Origin of the sequence: Chromohalobacter canadensis, from assembly GCF_029544075.1 — a bacterium.
Lineage (GTDB): Bacteria > Pseudomonadota > Gammaproteobacteria > Pseudomonadales > Halomonadaceae > Chromohalobacter > Chromohalobacter canadensis_A.
Window position 1 is genome coordinate 36172 of sequence record NZ_JAJQJH010000009.1, and the last position, 13776, is coordinate 49947.

Consider the following 13776-nt stretch of genomic DNA (forward strand, 5'->3'; position numbering starts at 1 on the left):
AAGACGAGGAGGGCAGCACTCATGACTTCGCTTCTGGTACGTCCCCAGCAACCCGACGACCAAGGCAAGATACTCGAGGTCACACCGGAATCGGCCGGCTGGGAGCATGTCGGCTTTCGCGTGCATAGGCTCGAGAAAGGCCAAAGTTTCGAATCTCATACCGGTGCTCGCGAACACTGCCTGGTTCTGCTATCGGGCAAGGCCAACGTAGCCAGTGGCGAGCATCGCTGGGAAAGTATCGGCGAGCGCATGGATATTTTCGAGAAGATTCCTGCCTATTCCGTCTATCTTCCCGATGGGGTGAGCTACAGCGTCGAGGCGTTGACCGATCTCGAAGTCGCGGTATGCAGCGCCCCCGGGCATGGCAACCACCAGCCGCGCCTGATCGGCCCCGATGATGTCAAGCGAGCGACGCGGGGGACGGGCAGCAATACGCGCCACATTCAGGATATCCTTCCGGAGAGCGAACCAGCGGACAGCCTGCTGGTAGTCGAGGTCTATACACCATCCGGCAACTGGTCGAGCTACCCACCCCACAAGCATGACGTCGACAATCTGCCGTACGAATCGATTCTCGAAGAGACCTATTACCATCGGCTGAACCCGTCGCAGGGATTCGCGTTCCAGCGTGTCTATACCGACGATCGTTCCTTGGACGAGACCATGACCGTGGAAAACGGCGATTGCGTCATGGTACCGAGGGGCTACCATCCCGCTGGTGTACCGCATGGCTATGAACTCTACTACCTGAACGTCATGGCAGGCCCGAAAAGGGAATGGAAATTTCAGAACGATCCTGCCCATGAATGGATCGTCAAGGAGTCCTGACTAAACGTGATTTCAAGGCTGGGCTTACCATCTCCTTTGTAAGTTGGGGGCCTAAGACACTTATCGCGTTTCCTCTTTTGTTGTCATAGCGTCTGGTATACATGCTGGCGGTGATGCCCGTCGCATAGCGCCGGGCTGCCAGAGTCAGTTGGCTGACGCCGTCGGGCGAATGGTGATCTCCGTGGTATCGACGCTCTCGGGGGCCGCGATCACCTGACGCACGGCGCGAGCGATATCCGCGGGTTTCAGCGCGACGGCGCGGTAGCTGTCCATGAAGGTAGCGGTTTCTTCATGGGTGATGGTAGCGGCCAGGTCGCTTGCCACGACGCCGGGATTGACACAGGTCACCCGGATGTTTGAGGTCTCCTGGCGTAGCCCGTCCGAGATCGCCCGGACGGCGAATTTCGTCGCGCAGTAGACAGCCCCCGTGGGCACCGCCTGCAAGGCCCCGATCGATCCGATGTTGATGATCTGGCCGGCTCCCTGGCGTTCCATCACCGGCAGCACCGCACCGATGCCCCACAGTACGCCCTTGATGTTCACGTCGACCATGCGCCCCCATTCGTCCAGCTTACCGGCGGCGAGTGGCGACAACGGCATGACGCCCGCATTGTTCACCAGCACGTCGATTCGCCCCCAATGTGTCAGCGCGGCCTGGGCGAACGCGGCCATGGCGTCACGGTCGGTCACGTCCAGGGCGTGGGTTTCGACGTTACCGCCCTCGGCGCGGATCTCCGTGGCGATACGCTCGAGCTCCGCGCGGCGGCGTGCGCCCAGCATGACTCTGGCGCCGGCGGCTGCCAGCTCGCGCGCGATACCTTCGCCGATACCGCCACTCGCGCCCGTGATCAGTACGACCTTGTCGATAGTCTGCATGATAAGTTCTCCCGTGGAGGACGAAGAAGCCCAGCGCTTCTTGCGTGCTACCTACGGTAAGCGGCGGGGGTGTACACGAGAACCTGCTCCAGACTGGACCTGGCGGTTAGCATGATTTATCAATAGGCATGGACCTCAATCTGCTGACTCTCTTTATCACCGTGGCCCAGACCGGTAACTTCCGCGCCGCCGCCGACCGTCTGGGCGTCACCCGTTCTGCGGTGAGCCAAGGCGTGCGGCGGCTCGAGCGGCATCTCGGCCGGCCGCTGTTTCAGCGCACCACGCGCAGCGTGCGCTTGACTCAGGATGGCGAACGCTTCCTGGAAGCGATCTCGAACCCGTTCGGCGAGATGACAGCTGCCATCGAGGTGATGCGCGACGTGGAAGATGCGCCCCACGGACATCTGCGAATCACCGCGACCTCGATCGCCGAGCGCTTTCTATCGGGACCGCTGATCGCAAGCTTCGCCGAGACCTATCCTGGCATTACGCTGGACGTGACCGTGAGCGACGAGGAGTTCGACATCGTCGCCGCCGGCTTTGATGCGGGCGTGCGGCTTGGAGAGGTGATCGAGAAGGACATGGTTGCCGTGCCGCTGACCGGCGACCAGCGTCAGGTGGCTGTCGCCACGCCCGGCTATCTGGCGCGCCACGGCATACCACAGCATCCTCGGGAATTGACGGCGCATCGCTGCATCGGCTGGCGGCCGTTGCCCGAGACGGCGCCTTATCGGTGGGAGTTCGAGCGTGATGGGCGGGCGTTCGATGTGGCGGTCGAGCCGCAGATTACCACCAACGACATGCTCCTGATGGTTCGCACCGCGCTTTCCGATGGCGGCATCACCTTCGGCATTGAGGAGACCTTTCTCCCCTACCTCGAGCGTGGCGAGCTGGTCACGCTGCTCGACGACTGGCTGCCACCTTTCACCGGCTTCTTTCTCTACTACCCAAGCCGCCGTTCGGTGACGCCGAAGCTGCGCGCCCTGATCGAACATGTCCGCCAATATCGGGAAGCAGGACCGTAGATGAACGGTTTCTCGAATTGCCCTCCTAGAGCTGCCATCCCCAATGCGACGACACGAACGTTGCCGCCGTCTGCGCGGGCTGGATCGGTGAGGCTGCTTTTCTCTGGGTGGTTTTGCACCGACTAATGCCGTTACTCCAGCAGCAGCATGCCCTGCTCGATATCCGCGGCAATCGCCTCGCAGAACGACGTCAGGTCGCCGCGCCTGAGCGCCTGTGTCACTTCGCGATGATAGTCGTCGGCGATGCTCGATGCGCCCCAGCGCGTGCAGATGTAGCGCATGCTGGGGCCGTATTGCAGCCAGAGTATCTCAACTAGTGGCAACAGCACCTGCGATTGGCTCAGGCGGTAGATATGGAAGTGAAACTGGTAATTGCCGCGCATGTAGCTGACCAGGTCGCCTTGGGCGATGGCGTCGTTGATCTGCTCGTCGATCCGTTCCAGAGCTTCGATGTCGGTGGTGCCGATATTGTCGAAGGCCTGGCGTGACACCTCGGTTTCCAGGTTCTTTCTGGCGAACAGGATTTCATGGAACCGGTCATGGCTCAGCTCGGGGACGATGATCTTTCGGCTGTCGGAGAAGATCAGCGCGCCCTCGGTCACCAGCCAGCGTATCGCCTCTCGGGCCGGCATGGTGCCGGTGCCGTATTTCGCGGCGATGCGCCGAATCGAGATCACTTCGCCGGGCGTGAAATCACCCTCGCAAAGACGCACGCGCAGGGCCCGGTGAAGCCGGGTCGAGGCGGTGTCGGGCGAAAAAGCCGTACGACTGACGGTTGATTCCGTGGTCATGCGATGTGCCAAAGCCTTTTGTGATGAAGAAGCCGAGCCAGGCGTTCCAGCTTAACGTAACTGGCGGGGGCAATCACGATACCGGCTTGCTTGTGGGGTCGATGGGGCTCTGCTAGTGTGATCACACATATGTGATCACACCGGACCATAACAAGATCGAGAGTCCCCTATGGCGCAGATATCGCAGGCTCCGTTTGCCCACGGCACCGATGCCCAACGCACCGACCGCCCTCACGAGGATGCGGCCACCGACCGGGTCGAAGTGCTGTGCATCGACATGAACGGCATTCCGCGCGGCAAGTGGGTGCCCGCCGAACAGCTCGACAAGGTGATGGACGGGCAGGTGCGCCTGCCGCTCTCGACGCAGTCGCTGGATATCTGGGGCGAGGACAACGATGCGCTGACCGGGCTGTCGCAGTCGATCGGCGACCCCGACGGTGCCTGTCACGCAGACGAGCGCACCTTGACGCCACTGCCCTGGGCCAAGGGCCACCAGGTGCTCACCACCCTGCACGACCTGAACGGCACGCCGAGTTTCATGGACCCGCGCGCCATGCTCGCCGCGGTCGTCGAGCGCTTTCGGCACCACGGCTGGACGCCGGTGGTCGCCATCGAGCTGGAGTTCTACTTGCTCGACGCCGAGGCACGGCATGCGCTGAAGACCATGCCGCCCGCGCCGCTGTGTCCAGGTGGAGATCACCGGGGGCAGCAGCTCTACGAGCTCGAGACGATGGATGCTATGGCGCCGGTCCTCGACACCATTCGTGCCTTCGCCCGCGCCCAGAACATCCCGGCGGATACGTTGATCGCCGAGTTCGGTCCGGGGCAGTTCGAGGTCAATCTCTGGCATCGCCCGGATGCCCTGGCCGCCGCCGACGATGCGCTGTACTTCAAGCGTCTCGTGGCTCAGGCCGCCCGTCATCACGGCCTGGCGAGCACCTTCATGGCCAAGCCCTACACCGATCAGGCGGGATCGGGCATGCATCTGCACGTCAGTGTGCTCGATGAGGCCGGCAACAATATCTTCGATCAGGATAACGGCGCCGGGCATCTCGACGCTGCCATCGGCGGTGTGATGCACAGCTTGCTCGATGGCCAGGCGATCTTCGCGCCGCACGGCAATTCCTACCGGCGCTTTCAACCCGATAGCTTTGCTCCGATCGAGTGCACCTGGGGGCGCGATCATCGCGGTGCGGCCGTCCGCGTGCCGGAATGGCATGGTGCCGCGGCGCGTCTGGAACATCGCGTGGCCGGCGCCGATGCCAATCCTTATCTGGTCGCCACGGCGCTGCTGGGTGGCATTCTGCATGGGCTCGAGCAACGCATCGCGCCGCCACCGGCCATCGAGGACGAAGCCCATTCGCGGCAGCCCCCCGAGCATCTCACCCATGATTGGCTCACCGCGCTCGAGCGCTTCGCCGCCTCGTCGGCCATGGCCGATATATTCGGCACGGCGTATCGAGATCTCTACGCCAGGGTCAAGCGCCACGAGGCCCGAGAGCTCATGGCCAGGGTCACCGATGTCGACTGCCAGACTTATCTTTCCCGTCTTTAAGGAGCAGGCATGACCCAGCAACGCTGTGCCTCCTACTACAGCGCATCGATCGTCCAGGAGTCCGACTACCCGCGACTGGAGGGCGAACATCGTGTCGACGTGGCGATCGTCGGCGGCGGCTTCACCGGCGTGGCTACGGCGGTCGAACTGGCCGAACGCGGCTATCGCGTGGCCATCGTCGAGGCCAACCGAATCGGCTGGGGGGCCAGCGGACGCAACGGCGGGCAGGTGACCGGCAGTCTCTCCGGCCAGGACGCCATGACCCGGCAAATGCGCCACACGCTGGGCGACGACGCCGAGTCGTTCGTCTGGAACCTGCGCTGGCGCGGGCACCGGATCATCAAACAACGTGTCGAGAAGTATGCGATCCCCTGCGATCTCAAGCACGGCCACCTGCAGGCGGCCTACAAGCCCAGCCACATCAAGGCGTTGCGACAGGATTTCGAGGAGTCGCAACGCCATGCCATCGGCGAGCACATCCACTGGCTGGATGCCAAAGCGGTGCGCGACGTGGTCGGTACCGAGCTCTATCACGGGGCGATCCGCAACGATTACAACATGCACCTGCACCCGCTCAACCTGTGCCTCGGGGAGGCCCGCGCGGCGGCAAGCCTGGGGGCACTGATCTTCGAGCATTCGCCGGTGGTGGATATCGAGCACGGCGATACGCCGGTAGTGGTTGGCGAGCACGGCCGGGTAACGGCCGACAGCGTGATTCTGGCTGGCAACGCCTATCATCGCCTGGAGCGCAAGCAGCTGAAGGGCAAGTTGTTTCCGGCATCGCTGGGCATCGTGACGACGGCGCCGCTATCGCCCGAACAGGTGCAGTCCATCGACCCCGAGGGCCTGGCGGTCTACGACACGCGTTTCGTGCTCGATTACTACCGGCTGACCGCCGACAAGCGGCTTCTCTTCGGTGGCGGCGCTAACTACTCGGGTCGCGATTCACAAGACATCACCGCTGAGCTGCGGCCGCGCCTGGAGCACACCTTCCCGCAACTCAAAGGCGTTGCCATCGATTTTCAATGGCAAGGCATGGCGGGCATCGTCATCAACCGCATTCCTCAGCTCGGCAAGCTCTCGGACAACGTCTACTACGCCCAGGGCTACTCCGGCCACGGCATAGCTACCTCGCACATCGTCGGCGAGATCATGGCCAATGCGGTTGCCGGCACGCTCGAGGAGTTCGATGCCTTCGCCAACGTGCGGCACATCCGCATCCCGCTTGACGACCGACTCGGCAATGCACTGCTCGCGGCCGGCATGTGGTACTACCAATTACTCGAAAAGCTGAAGTAGCAATTACTAGAAAAACTTAAATAAAAATTACTCGGAAAAACTGAAATAGCGGCGCATTTGCGCCCGACAATTCGGCTTCCCGTCATTCACGAAGGCACAACAACAACTCCGCTGAGGTGAGACACGATGGAATATGACAATCCCCTTGTCCTGCTGCCCACGGCAATCGTACTGATACTGGCATTGTGGACCCGCCGGGCCCTCGAACCCCTGGTGCTGGGGGCCTTTATCGGCACCTTGATGATCGATCCGGGCAATGCCTTGAGCAGCCTCACCGAGGATCTGCTCACGGTGATGACCAACGAGGATGTCGCCTGGGTCATCATGGTCTGCGGCCTGATGGGCAGTATCATCGCGCTGCTGCTCAAGTCCGGTTCCTCCCGCGCTTTTGCGGACAAGCTGATGCGCTATACCACCAGCAAGCCTCGCGCGCTGCTGGGCTGCTGGATCATGGGCATCATCCTGTTCGTCGACGACTATCTGAACTCCCTGGCCGTCGGCACCTCGATGCGCAAGGTCACCGATCGCTTCAAGACGTCCCGGGAAATGCTGGCCTACGTGGTCGACTCCACCGCGGCGCCCATCAGCGTGCTGATCCCGATATCGACCTGGGCGGTCTTCTTCGGCGCCTTGCTCGAGAGCAATGGCGTGGCGGAGGATGGCCAGGGGGGGTGGACCTATATTCAGGCCATTCTCTTCATGTTCTACCCCTGGGTCGCCGTGATCCTGGTGCCGCTGTTCATCTTTCGCTGGATTCCTGCCTTCGGCCCGATGAAGAAGGCCGAGCAGCGTGCCGAAAAGCAAGGGCAGTGCGTGCCTCCCGGTGCCGAACACATCGATGACGAAATCGCCCACCTCGAAGCGGACACCCATGCGAAAGGCAGCATCTGGTCCTTTCTGCTGCCCATGGCGTCACTGGCCTTCTTTACCTGGTGGTTCGACCTGGATTTCCTGATGGGCATCTTCGTGACCCTGGCCGGCATGATCGTGGCTTTCATCGGGTTCAAGAAGCTGTCGCCCAGCCAGACCTTCGACAATATCCTGGAAGGCTTCAAGTCGATGCTGGATGCCTTGGCCGTGCTGGTGGCCGCTTTCCTCTTCAATGAGGTCAACACCTCGCTGGGGCTCGCCGATTATGTCATCACCACGGTCGAGCCGCTGGTCAGCGCGGAAATGCTGCCCTTCATCATTTTCACCGTCATGGGCTTCGTGTCCTTTGCCACCGGGTCCAACTGGGGCGTGTTCGTGATCATCCTGCCGATCGTCGCCGTGCTGGGGCAGAACCTTGGGGCCGACATGACGCTGGTGATCGGTGCCACGCTCTCTGCCAGCACCTTCGGCAGCCATGCCTGCTTCTATTCTGATGCCACGGTACTGACCGCCCAGGCCAGCGGCTGCACTCCCTTCCAGCACGCCTTCACCCAGTTGCCTTATGCGGCCCTCGCGGGCTGTATTGCCGCCGCGGGGTATCTGGTGCTGGGCTACATGTGATCTTGGATGAGCGAATACGCCATGCACACTGATGCGCTTAGCAACTTCTGGAGCACCACCCTGGGCGAGCGGCCGGCGTCGCGCCCGCGCCTGACCGCGCATGTCCAGGCCGACGTGGTCATCGTCGGTGCCGGCTTCACCGGGCTATGGACCGCTTATTACCTGAAGCGCCTTGCCCCCGAGCGGGAGATCGTCGTGCTCGAGGCCGAACGTGTCGGTCATGGCGCGTCGGGGCGCAATGGCGGCTGGGTGGTGGGTAATCTTGCTGGGCTGGAACGACATATCGGGGGGCTGTCACGTGAAGAGCGGCGAACCTGTTGTGGCGTGGTGGCCGATAACGTCGACGAGGTGGGTCGGGTACTGGCGCACGAGGGGATCGAAGCCGATTTCAACAAGGGCGGCGCGATCTATGCGGCGGCTCGCTACCGGGATCAGATCGCCATCCAGCGCGACTACCTGCAGCATCTGCATGAGCTGGGGCACAGTGAGGCGAACTGCTGCTGGCTGGATGCCGAGCAACTCTCGGAGAAGGCCCGGTTCAGAAACGGCCATGGCGGCATCTATCATCGCCAGGTCGCCACCGTGAACCCGGCCAAGCTGGTCGCTGGCCTGGCCGAGTGCGTCGAGCGCCTGGGCGTGACGATCCATGAGCAGAGCCGCGCCGAAACCCTGTCGCACCACAAGGTGAGCACGCGCGAAGGCAGCGTCGAGTCACCGATGGTGGTGTGTGCCACCGAGGGGTACGCCGACCGGTTCCTCGATTTCAAGCGCCACGTGATTCCGGTGCAGAGCCTGGTGATCGCCACCGAGCCGCTATCGGAGGCCCGCTGGCAGGAGATCGGCATGGCCGAGCGTCCCGCCTTCGCGGATGCCAGCCGGTTGATCAATTACGGCCATCGCACCGCCGATGGGCGCATCGTTTTCGGTGCCCGCGGCAACTATTATCTCGGCGCTAGATCCAAGGCCGACCAAGCGATCGATGATGAGGCCATCCGCATGCGGCGGGACCTGCTGGTGGATCTCCTGCCCGCGCTGGAGGGTGTCAGGGTCGAGTATGGCTGGGGCGGTTCGCTGGGCTTGTCGCGCAACTTCCGCCCCCATGCAATCCTCGACCGCGCCAGCGGCCTTGCCACTGCGGGCGGTTACGCCGGCGAAGGGGTGGCCGCCTCGCACCTGTTCGGTCGCACCCTGGCGGAGATGATCCTCGAGCGCGATACCGAGCGGGTGTGCATGCCCTGGGCCTTCAGCGACGCCAGTCATCGTCAGCTGATAAAACGCTGGGAAGTCGAGCCGCTACGTTGGCTCGCCGCGCAAGCGATCACCTTCAGCTATGCCGGAGAAGAAGCGCTGATGCGTCGCGACAAGCCGGCGCCCCTGCTCAAGCCCGCACTCAGACGATTGAACGATCGCTTCGCCTCGATCATCGAGTAACGGCCGAGCAGGGCGCCCCGCGCCGGGTTCATGCGTCCCCGGCGTATCCGTCCTCGGGCATCTCGGGCTCGCCTTCAGGCGATGTGGCTTCCTCGTTGGAGGAGGCCGATGGCGCCTCGGTAGCGGACTCCGCTGGCTGTGCGTTCGCATCATCTCGCGTCACCCGCCAGATCGCATTGGTCATATCATCGGCGATTATTACCGAACCATCCGGTGCCACAGTGACGCCGACTGGTCGGCCGCGTGTCTTGCCCTCACCGGTGAGAAAGCCGGAGACGAAGTCGACCGGGTCGCCAGAGGGCTCACCGTTCTCGAATGGCACGAAGACCACCTTGTACCCGACGGGGTCGGCTCGGTTCCAACTGCCGTGTTCGCCGACGAAGACGCCGTTGGTGAATTCTCCACCCACGGCGGTGTTGGAGAAGTCGACGCCAAGCGGGGCGTGGTGCGAACCGAGGCTGTAGTCGGGCGCGATCGCTGACTCCACCAGCTCTGGGTTCTCCGGCTTCACACGCGGATCGACGTGTTGGCCCCAGTAGCTGTAAGGCCAGCCGTAGAAGCCGCCTTCCTGAATGGAGGTGAGATAGTCGGGCACCAAGTTGGGGCCGAGTTCGTCGCGTTCGTTGACGACGGCCCAAAGCTCGTCCGAGTCTGGCTGAATGGTCAGCGCGGTGGGGTTGCGCACGCCGGTGGCATAGGCGCGGTGCGCGCCGGTCTCCGGATCGATCTCCCAGATTTCCGCACGGTTCACTTCCGCCGCCATGCCGCGCTCGGTGATGTTGCTGTTGGAGCCGATGCCGACGTAGAGATAGTCGCCATCCGCGCTGGCGGTCAGGGCCTTGGTCCAGTGATGATTGATCTCCGACGGCAGCGGCGTGACCAGTTCCGGTGGGCCGCTGGCTTCGGTCTGGCCCGTTTCGTAGTCGAAGCGAACGAGCGAATCTTGATTGGCGACGTAGAGATCGTCATCCACCAGGGCGAGGCCGTAGGGCGCATTGAGGTTGTCGGCGAAGACCGTCTGTTCCTCGTATTTGCCATCGCCGTTGCCGTCGCGCAGCAGGGTCAGCCGGTCGCCGCCCTTGACCGAGGTGGTGCCTTGCGACTGAATCAGCCCGGCGATGAAATCCTTCGGCCGCGATTTCGGCGCCTTGCCGCCGCCTTTGCCTTCCGCCACCAGGATATCGCCGTTCGGGAGCACCAGCGTCTGACGTGGGACCTTCAGGTCGGTGGCGATGGCGGTGATCGTGTAGCCATCGGGTACCGCGGGTTTCGCATCGTCCCACGGGGCCTGCTCGGGGACCGTCATGTTGGGCAGAAGGCCTCGCTGCGGTTCGGGCAGCTCCGGGTTAGGGCCATACTGCTGACCCGAATCCGCGGCGTAGGTGCCACCGGCGAGCAGCAGGAGCGTGAGCGGTGCGGCGTAACGCATGCCGATGTGCTTGCGTGTGAACTTCATGACTGACCTCCGCTCTTGCGGCTGATAAATCCGATCCAGACGGCTATGAAGGAGAGCACGGCAATGACGATGGAGAGCGTCAGCCCCGTCGGCATCATGCCCCAGGCGTCTCTGGCGTGGACCAGTGCGTTGACGAAGCCCAGAACCCAAGTCACCAGCAACAGCAGGAAGTAGACGATGGAAAGTCCTCGACTAGTGGCGGGACGAAAGACCCCGATCAGTGCGCAGATCAGTGCCAGGCCGCAGAACACCAGGCCGCCGGCGATCAGCCAGGAAGCGAAGTGGCTCCATTGAATGTGATATGTCGAGGCGTAAGCATAGTCGCTCAATGCGGCGCCCAAAAAGAGAGGGAAGGCGCCCGCAAGCAACATTCCATGTAGCGGGTTCGGCCCGTTTCGAGCCGGTCGTTCGGCAGTGGCAATCACGGCAAACTCCTTTTGCGGATCAATGGAAGACGCCTCGCCAAAAGGACTTGGCGATGCGTATTCGGCTGCAGTGTAGTTGGCTCATGCAGGTCCCACCAAAATAGTCGTACTGACCGATCCCCTTGCTTTCCCATGACACTTTGCTCGCCTATGACACTCTGAGTTGCGTTCCTGACGCGGGGTATCGGGGGAATGAAGACTAGACGAGCCAATGTTCGGTGCGCTGTACTGCGAAAACCATTAACTTGAAGGCCTTTTATAGATAAAGGCCTGGCCGGGTCGGGATCGATCCGGTGGTAGGTGGAATGCATGGATGGCTCACCGGATCGGTAAGGGACGTATGAAGAAAAATGGCGCATGGCGACTGTGGTTGGTGGCCGCAGTGGCACTCATTTTTACCAGCCTATGTGGGGCTCAAACGCCGGATGAAGGGGATGGGGAGACGCGTTGGTTTGTCGTCGACTCGCTGAACGCGGGGCTGGACGAGGTTCCCAAGGCGGTCAAACGAATGACACCGCGAGAGGCGATTCGTAGCTTTCTGACCCTGACCGAGAATGAGGACTTCGCGGCGGCGGCGCATATCCTCAATCTTTCAGAACTGTCTCAGGCGGAACAGCGAGAGCGAGGGAGCCAGTTGGCCAGGCAACTGGCCGAGGTTCTCAAGCGTGGCGAATGGCTCAAGGTTTCTGACCTCCCTGGACGCCAGGATGCCGCCATCGAGGATCCCACAGGCCAGCACCCCCAGACCGGAGAACCTCGACGAAACCTCAAGCTGGCGTCACTCACGGCCCAGGGCGAAACCTATGACATCCGTCTGGGCCGATACCGAATGGGCGACGAGGAACCGGTTTGGCTGGTTATGCCGGACAGCGTTTCGTCGGTGCCTCTGCTTTACCAGGAATACGGCCCTTTGATGTTTGAGGCGTATATTCCGGAGCGTTTCAAGGCCTCGTTTGGAATGCTCAGAATCTGGGAATGGGTCGCCATACCGGTTTTTCTGTTGCTGGTGGGGCTGATGGGCTGGTGGGTCCACCACTTGGTCGGGGTGGCGACACGCTGGCTGCCTTCCGGATCGCCAAGCATCTTCGCCGGGCGAATCAAGACGCCTGTAGCACTCGTCGTCATGTCACTGGTCACCCAGGCTGTGCTCGACTATGTAGTGTCTTTCTCGGCCGTGGCAACCACGACCTTCCGGGTGCTGTTGATCGTCATCCTGGCCTGGGGCGCGGGGACAGTGGCGCTGCGTTTAGTCGATACCCTGATGTTGCGATTGACGCGGCGCCTCATCGGCCAGATCGATGACACCAAGCCCAAGGACGAACGCAAGCTGCTGACGACACTCTATGCGTTGCGTCGGATCATCATCCTGATCGCGGTTACTGCGGTCTCGGCCTATGTGCTGAGCCAGGTCCAACTCTTCGAGACGCTGGGGGTCACCTTGCTGGCCTCGGCCAGTGTCCTGACGGTCCTGGTGGGGATCGCCGGGCAGGCAGTGATCGGCAATATCCTTTCTTCGTTTCAGCTCTCGTTAGCCAAATCCATACGCATCGGCGACCTGGTGGTCTTCGAAGGCCAGTGGTGCTATGTGGAGGGTATCTTCTATACCTACATCCGCTTGAGGATCTGGAACGACCGGCGCTTGATCGTGCCGGTCACGTACTTCGTCTCCAGACCCTTCGAAAACCTGTCGGTCAAGAGCGCGAAGGAGTTCCGGAGCCTGGAGTTGATCCTCCACTTGAGCGCTGATATCCAATGCCTCAGGGAGAAGTTCCTGGAGTATGCGCAGGAAGAAGATAATGTCATCGAACATCACAAGCTTTCTTGCTATGTGACGGGGCAGACCGAGCGAGCGCAGACGGTCGTTTGCTACTTGATGACGTCGGACCCGTTCGCCGGCTGGGTCGCCGAGATGAATGTGCGGGAGAAATTGATGGCCTTCATCCGGGACAACCACCCCGAATGGTGGCCAAGAGAAGTGACGGCTATCAGTGAACACGATGTGGCGCTAGGGGAAAGGCCGGGACGTCCTTCCGGCCATGGCGGCGGGGCCTCCTGATGGATCCCACGGTGCCGAGAGCGCTGGCGATCATCTATAGCGTCTCACGTCTGGCTGGCCGACCAGTGGGCGGGGAGTTTGCGACAGTTGCTCATCAGTCGCTGATGAAGCCTTTCCAGCAGTATCTGCTCCTTGCCGGGCTGGGCGACCTCTTCGAGGCTTGCGCGGGTGGCTTCCAGTGCAATGGGCATTCGTCGATCTGCAAGAGGGAAGGATTCTTTGCGTGGTTATCGTTGTTACCGATCAGCAGGTTGAAGAAAAACCAGCCAATGAGCCGCTGGAGGTCCGTTGTTGATGTACCTCCTTGCGCTGCACGATGACTTCAAAGCCCAAGAGATCGAGTACGTCCAGAACTTTCTGGAGCTGCAGCGTCGGTTTTCCCCGTTCCAGATCAACGATGAAACGGTTGCCGGTGCCGGCTAACCCGGCCAAATCGATCTGTAGCAATGATTGCTCGGTACGCGCTTGGCGCACCAGCTTGCCGAGGTCTTCGCTGTGACGAATACGGTCGCTAAGCGTTTTGGGTGGGGTGAGGTCGGCCAT

The 13776-nt window shown here is 61.9% G+C and carries 13 protein-coding genes; 7 read left to right on the forward strand and 6 right to left on the reverse strand.

Features of this window, described 5'->3' with window-relative positions; all coding sequences use genetic code 11:
• Positions 1–21 precede the first annotated feature (21 nt).
• A complete protein-coding gene (gene iolB, locus LUN51_RS11825) occupies positions 22–828 on the forward strand; it encodes a 5-deoxy-glucuronate isomerase (protein ID WP_277811423.1) in 807 nt (268 codons plus the stop codon).
• 144 nt (positions 829–972) lie between these two features.
• Here iolB and LUN51_RS11830 read toward each other — a convergent pair whose 3' ends face one another.
• A complete protein-coding gene (locus LUN51_RS11830) occupies positions 973–1704 on the reverse strand; it encodes an SDR family oxidoreductase (RefSeq protein WP_277811424.1) in 732 nt (243 codons plus the stop codon).
• Positions 1705–1832: 128 nt separating this feature from the next.
• On the opposite strand from LUN51_RS11830, the gene LUN51_RS11835 reads away from it, so the two are divergent.
• Positions 1833–2729, forward strand: a complete 897-nt coding sequence (locus LUN51_RS11835) for a LysR family transcriptional regulator (RefSeq protein ID WP_277811425.1) — start codon at positions 1833–1835, stop codon at positions 2727–2729.
• Positions 2730–2860: 131 nt separating this feature from the next.
• Here the strand turns inward: LUN51_RS11835 and LUN51_RS11840 are convergent, their stop codons facing one another.
• Positions 2861–3520, reverse strand: coding sequence for a GntR family transcriptional regulator (locus tag LUN51_RS11840; RefSeq protein ID WP_277811426.1), 660 nt, complete (start codon positions 3518–3520; stop codon positions 2861–2863).
• Positions 3521–3689: 169 nt separating this feature from the next.
• Between LUN51_RS11840 and LUN51_RS11845 the strand changes: the two genes are divergently transcribed.
• The 4 genes from LUN51_RS11845 (at position 3690) to LUN51_RS11860 (ending at position 9296) form a co-directional block, all read left to right on the forward strand.
• Positions 3690–5075 (forward strand): glutamine synthetase family protein, encoded by a 1386-nt coding sequence (locus LUN51_RS11845; RefSeq protein ID WP_277811427.1) that lies wholly within the window; start codon positions 3690–3692, stop codon positions 5073–5075.
• A gap of 9 nt (positions 5076–5084) precedes the next feature.
• The gene (locus LUN51_RS11850) at positions 5085–6374 is read left to right on the forward strand and encodes an NAD(P)/FAD-dependent oxidoreductase (protein WP_277811428.1); all 1290 of its coding nucleotides are present in this window, start codon (positions 5085–5087) and stop codon (positions 6372–6374) included.
• A 126-nt stretch (positions 6375–6500) separates the two neighbouring features.
• On the forward strand, positions 6501–7865 hold the full coding sequence (locus LUN51_RS11855) for a Na+/H+ antiporter NhaC family protein (RefSeq protein ID WP_277811429.1): 1365 nt from the start codon (positions 6501–6503) through the stop codon (positions 7863–7865).
• Between the two features lie 21 nt (positions 7866–7886).
• Positions 7887–9296 carry an NAD(P)/FAD-dependent oxidoreductase gene (locus tag LUN51_RS11860; RefSeq protein ID WP_277811430.1) on the forward strand — a complete coding sequence of 470 codons (1410 nt, stop codon included), beginning with the start codon at positions 7887–7889 and terminating at the stop codon, positions 9294–9296.
• A 28-nt stretch (positions 9297–9324) separates the two neighbouring features.
• Here LUN51_RS11860 and LUN51_RS11865 read toward each other — a convergent pair whose 3' ends face one another.
• Together LUN51_RS11865 and LUN51_RS11870 are read right to left on the reverse strand one after the other, a co-directional pair.
• Positions 9325–10752: a PQQ-dependent sugar dehydrogenase gene (locus tag LUN51_RS11865; protein ID WP_277811431.1), complete on the reverse strand. Its 1428-nt coding sequence runs from the start codon at positions 10750–10752 to the stop codon at positions 9325–9327.
• Positions 10749–11177, reverse strand: coding sequence for a DUF2231 domain-containing protein (locus LUN51_RS11870; protein WP_075369559.1), 429 nt, complete (start codon positions 11175–11177; stop codon positions 10749–10751). Before LUN51_RS11870 ends, LUN51_RS11865 begins: the two co-directional genes overlap by 4 nt.
• A gap of 313 nt (positions 11178–11490) precedes the next feature.
• Here LUN51_RS11870 and LUN51_RS11875 point away from each other — a divergent pair, with 313 nt between their 5' ends.
• On the forward strand, positions 11491–13233 hold the full coding sequence (locus LUN51_RS11875) for a mechanosensitive ion channel family protein (RefSeq protein WP_277811432.1): 1743 nt from the start codon (positions 11491–11493) through the stop codon (positions 13231–13233).
• Positions 13234–13327: 94 nt separating this feature from the next.
• Here LUN51_RS11875 and LUN51_RS17450 read toward each other — a convergent pair whose 3' ends face one another.
• Both LUN51_RS17450 and LUN51_RS11885 read right to left on the reverse strand, forming a co-directional pair.
• Positions 13328–13504: a hypothetical protein gene (locus LUN51_RS17450; protein ID WP_431355576.1), complete on the reverse strand. Its 177-nt coding sequence runs from the start codon at positions 13502–13504 to the stop codon at positions 13328–13330.
• A complete protein-coding gene (locus LUN51_RS11885) occupies positions 13477–13776 on the reverse strand; it encodes a helix-turn-helix transcriptional regulator (RefSeq protein WP_277811434.1) in 300 nt (99 codons plus the stop codon). Before LUN51_RS11885 ends, LUN51_RS17450 begins: the two co-directional genes overlap by 28 nt.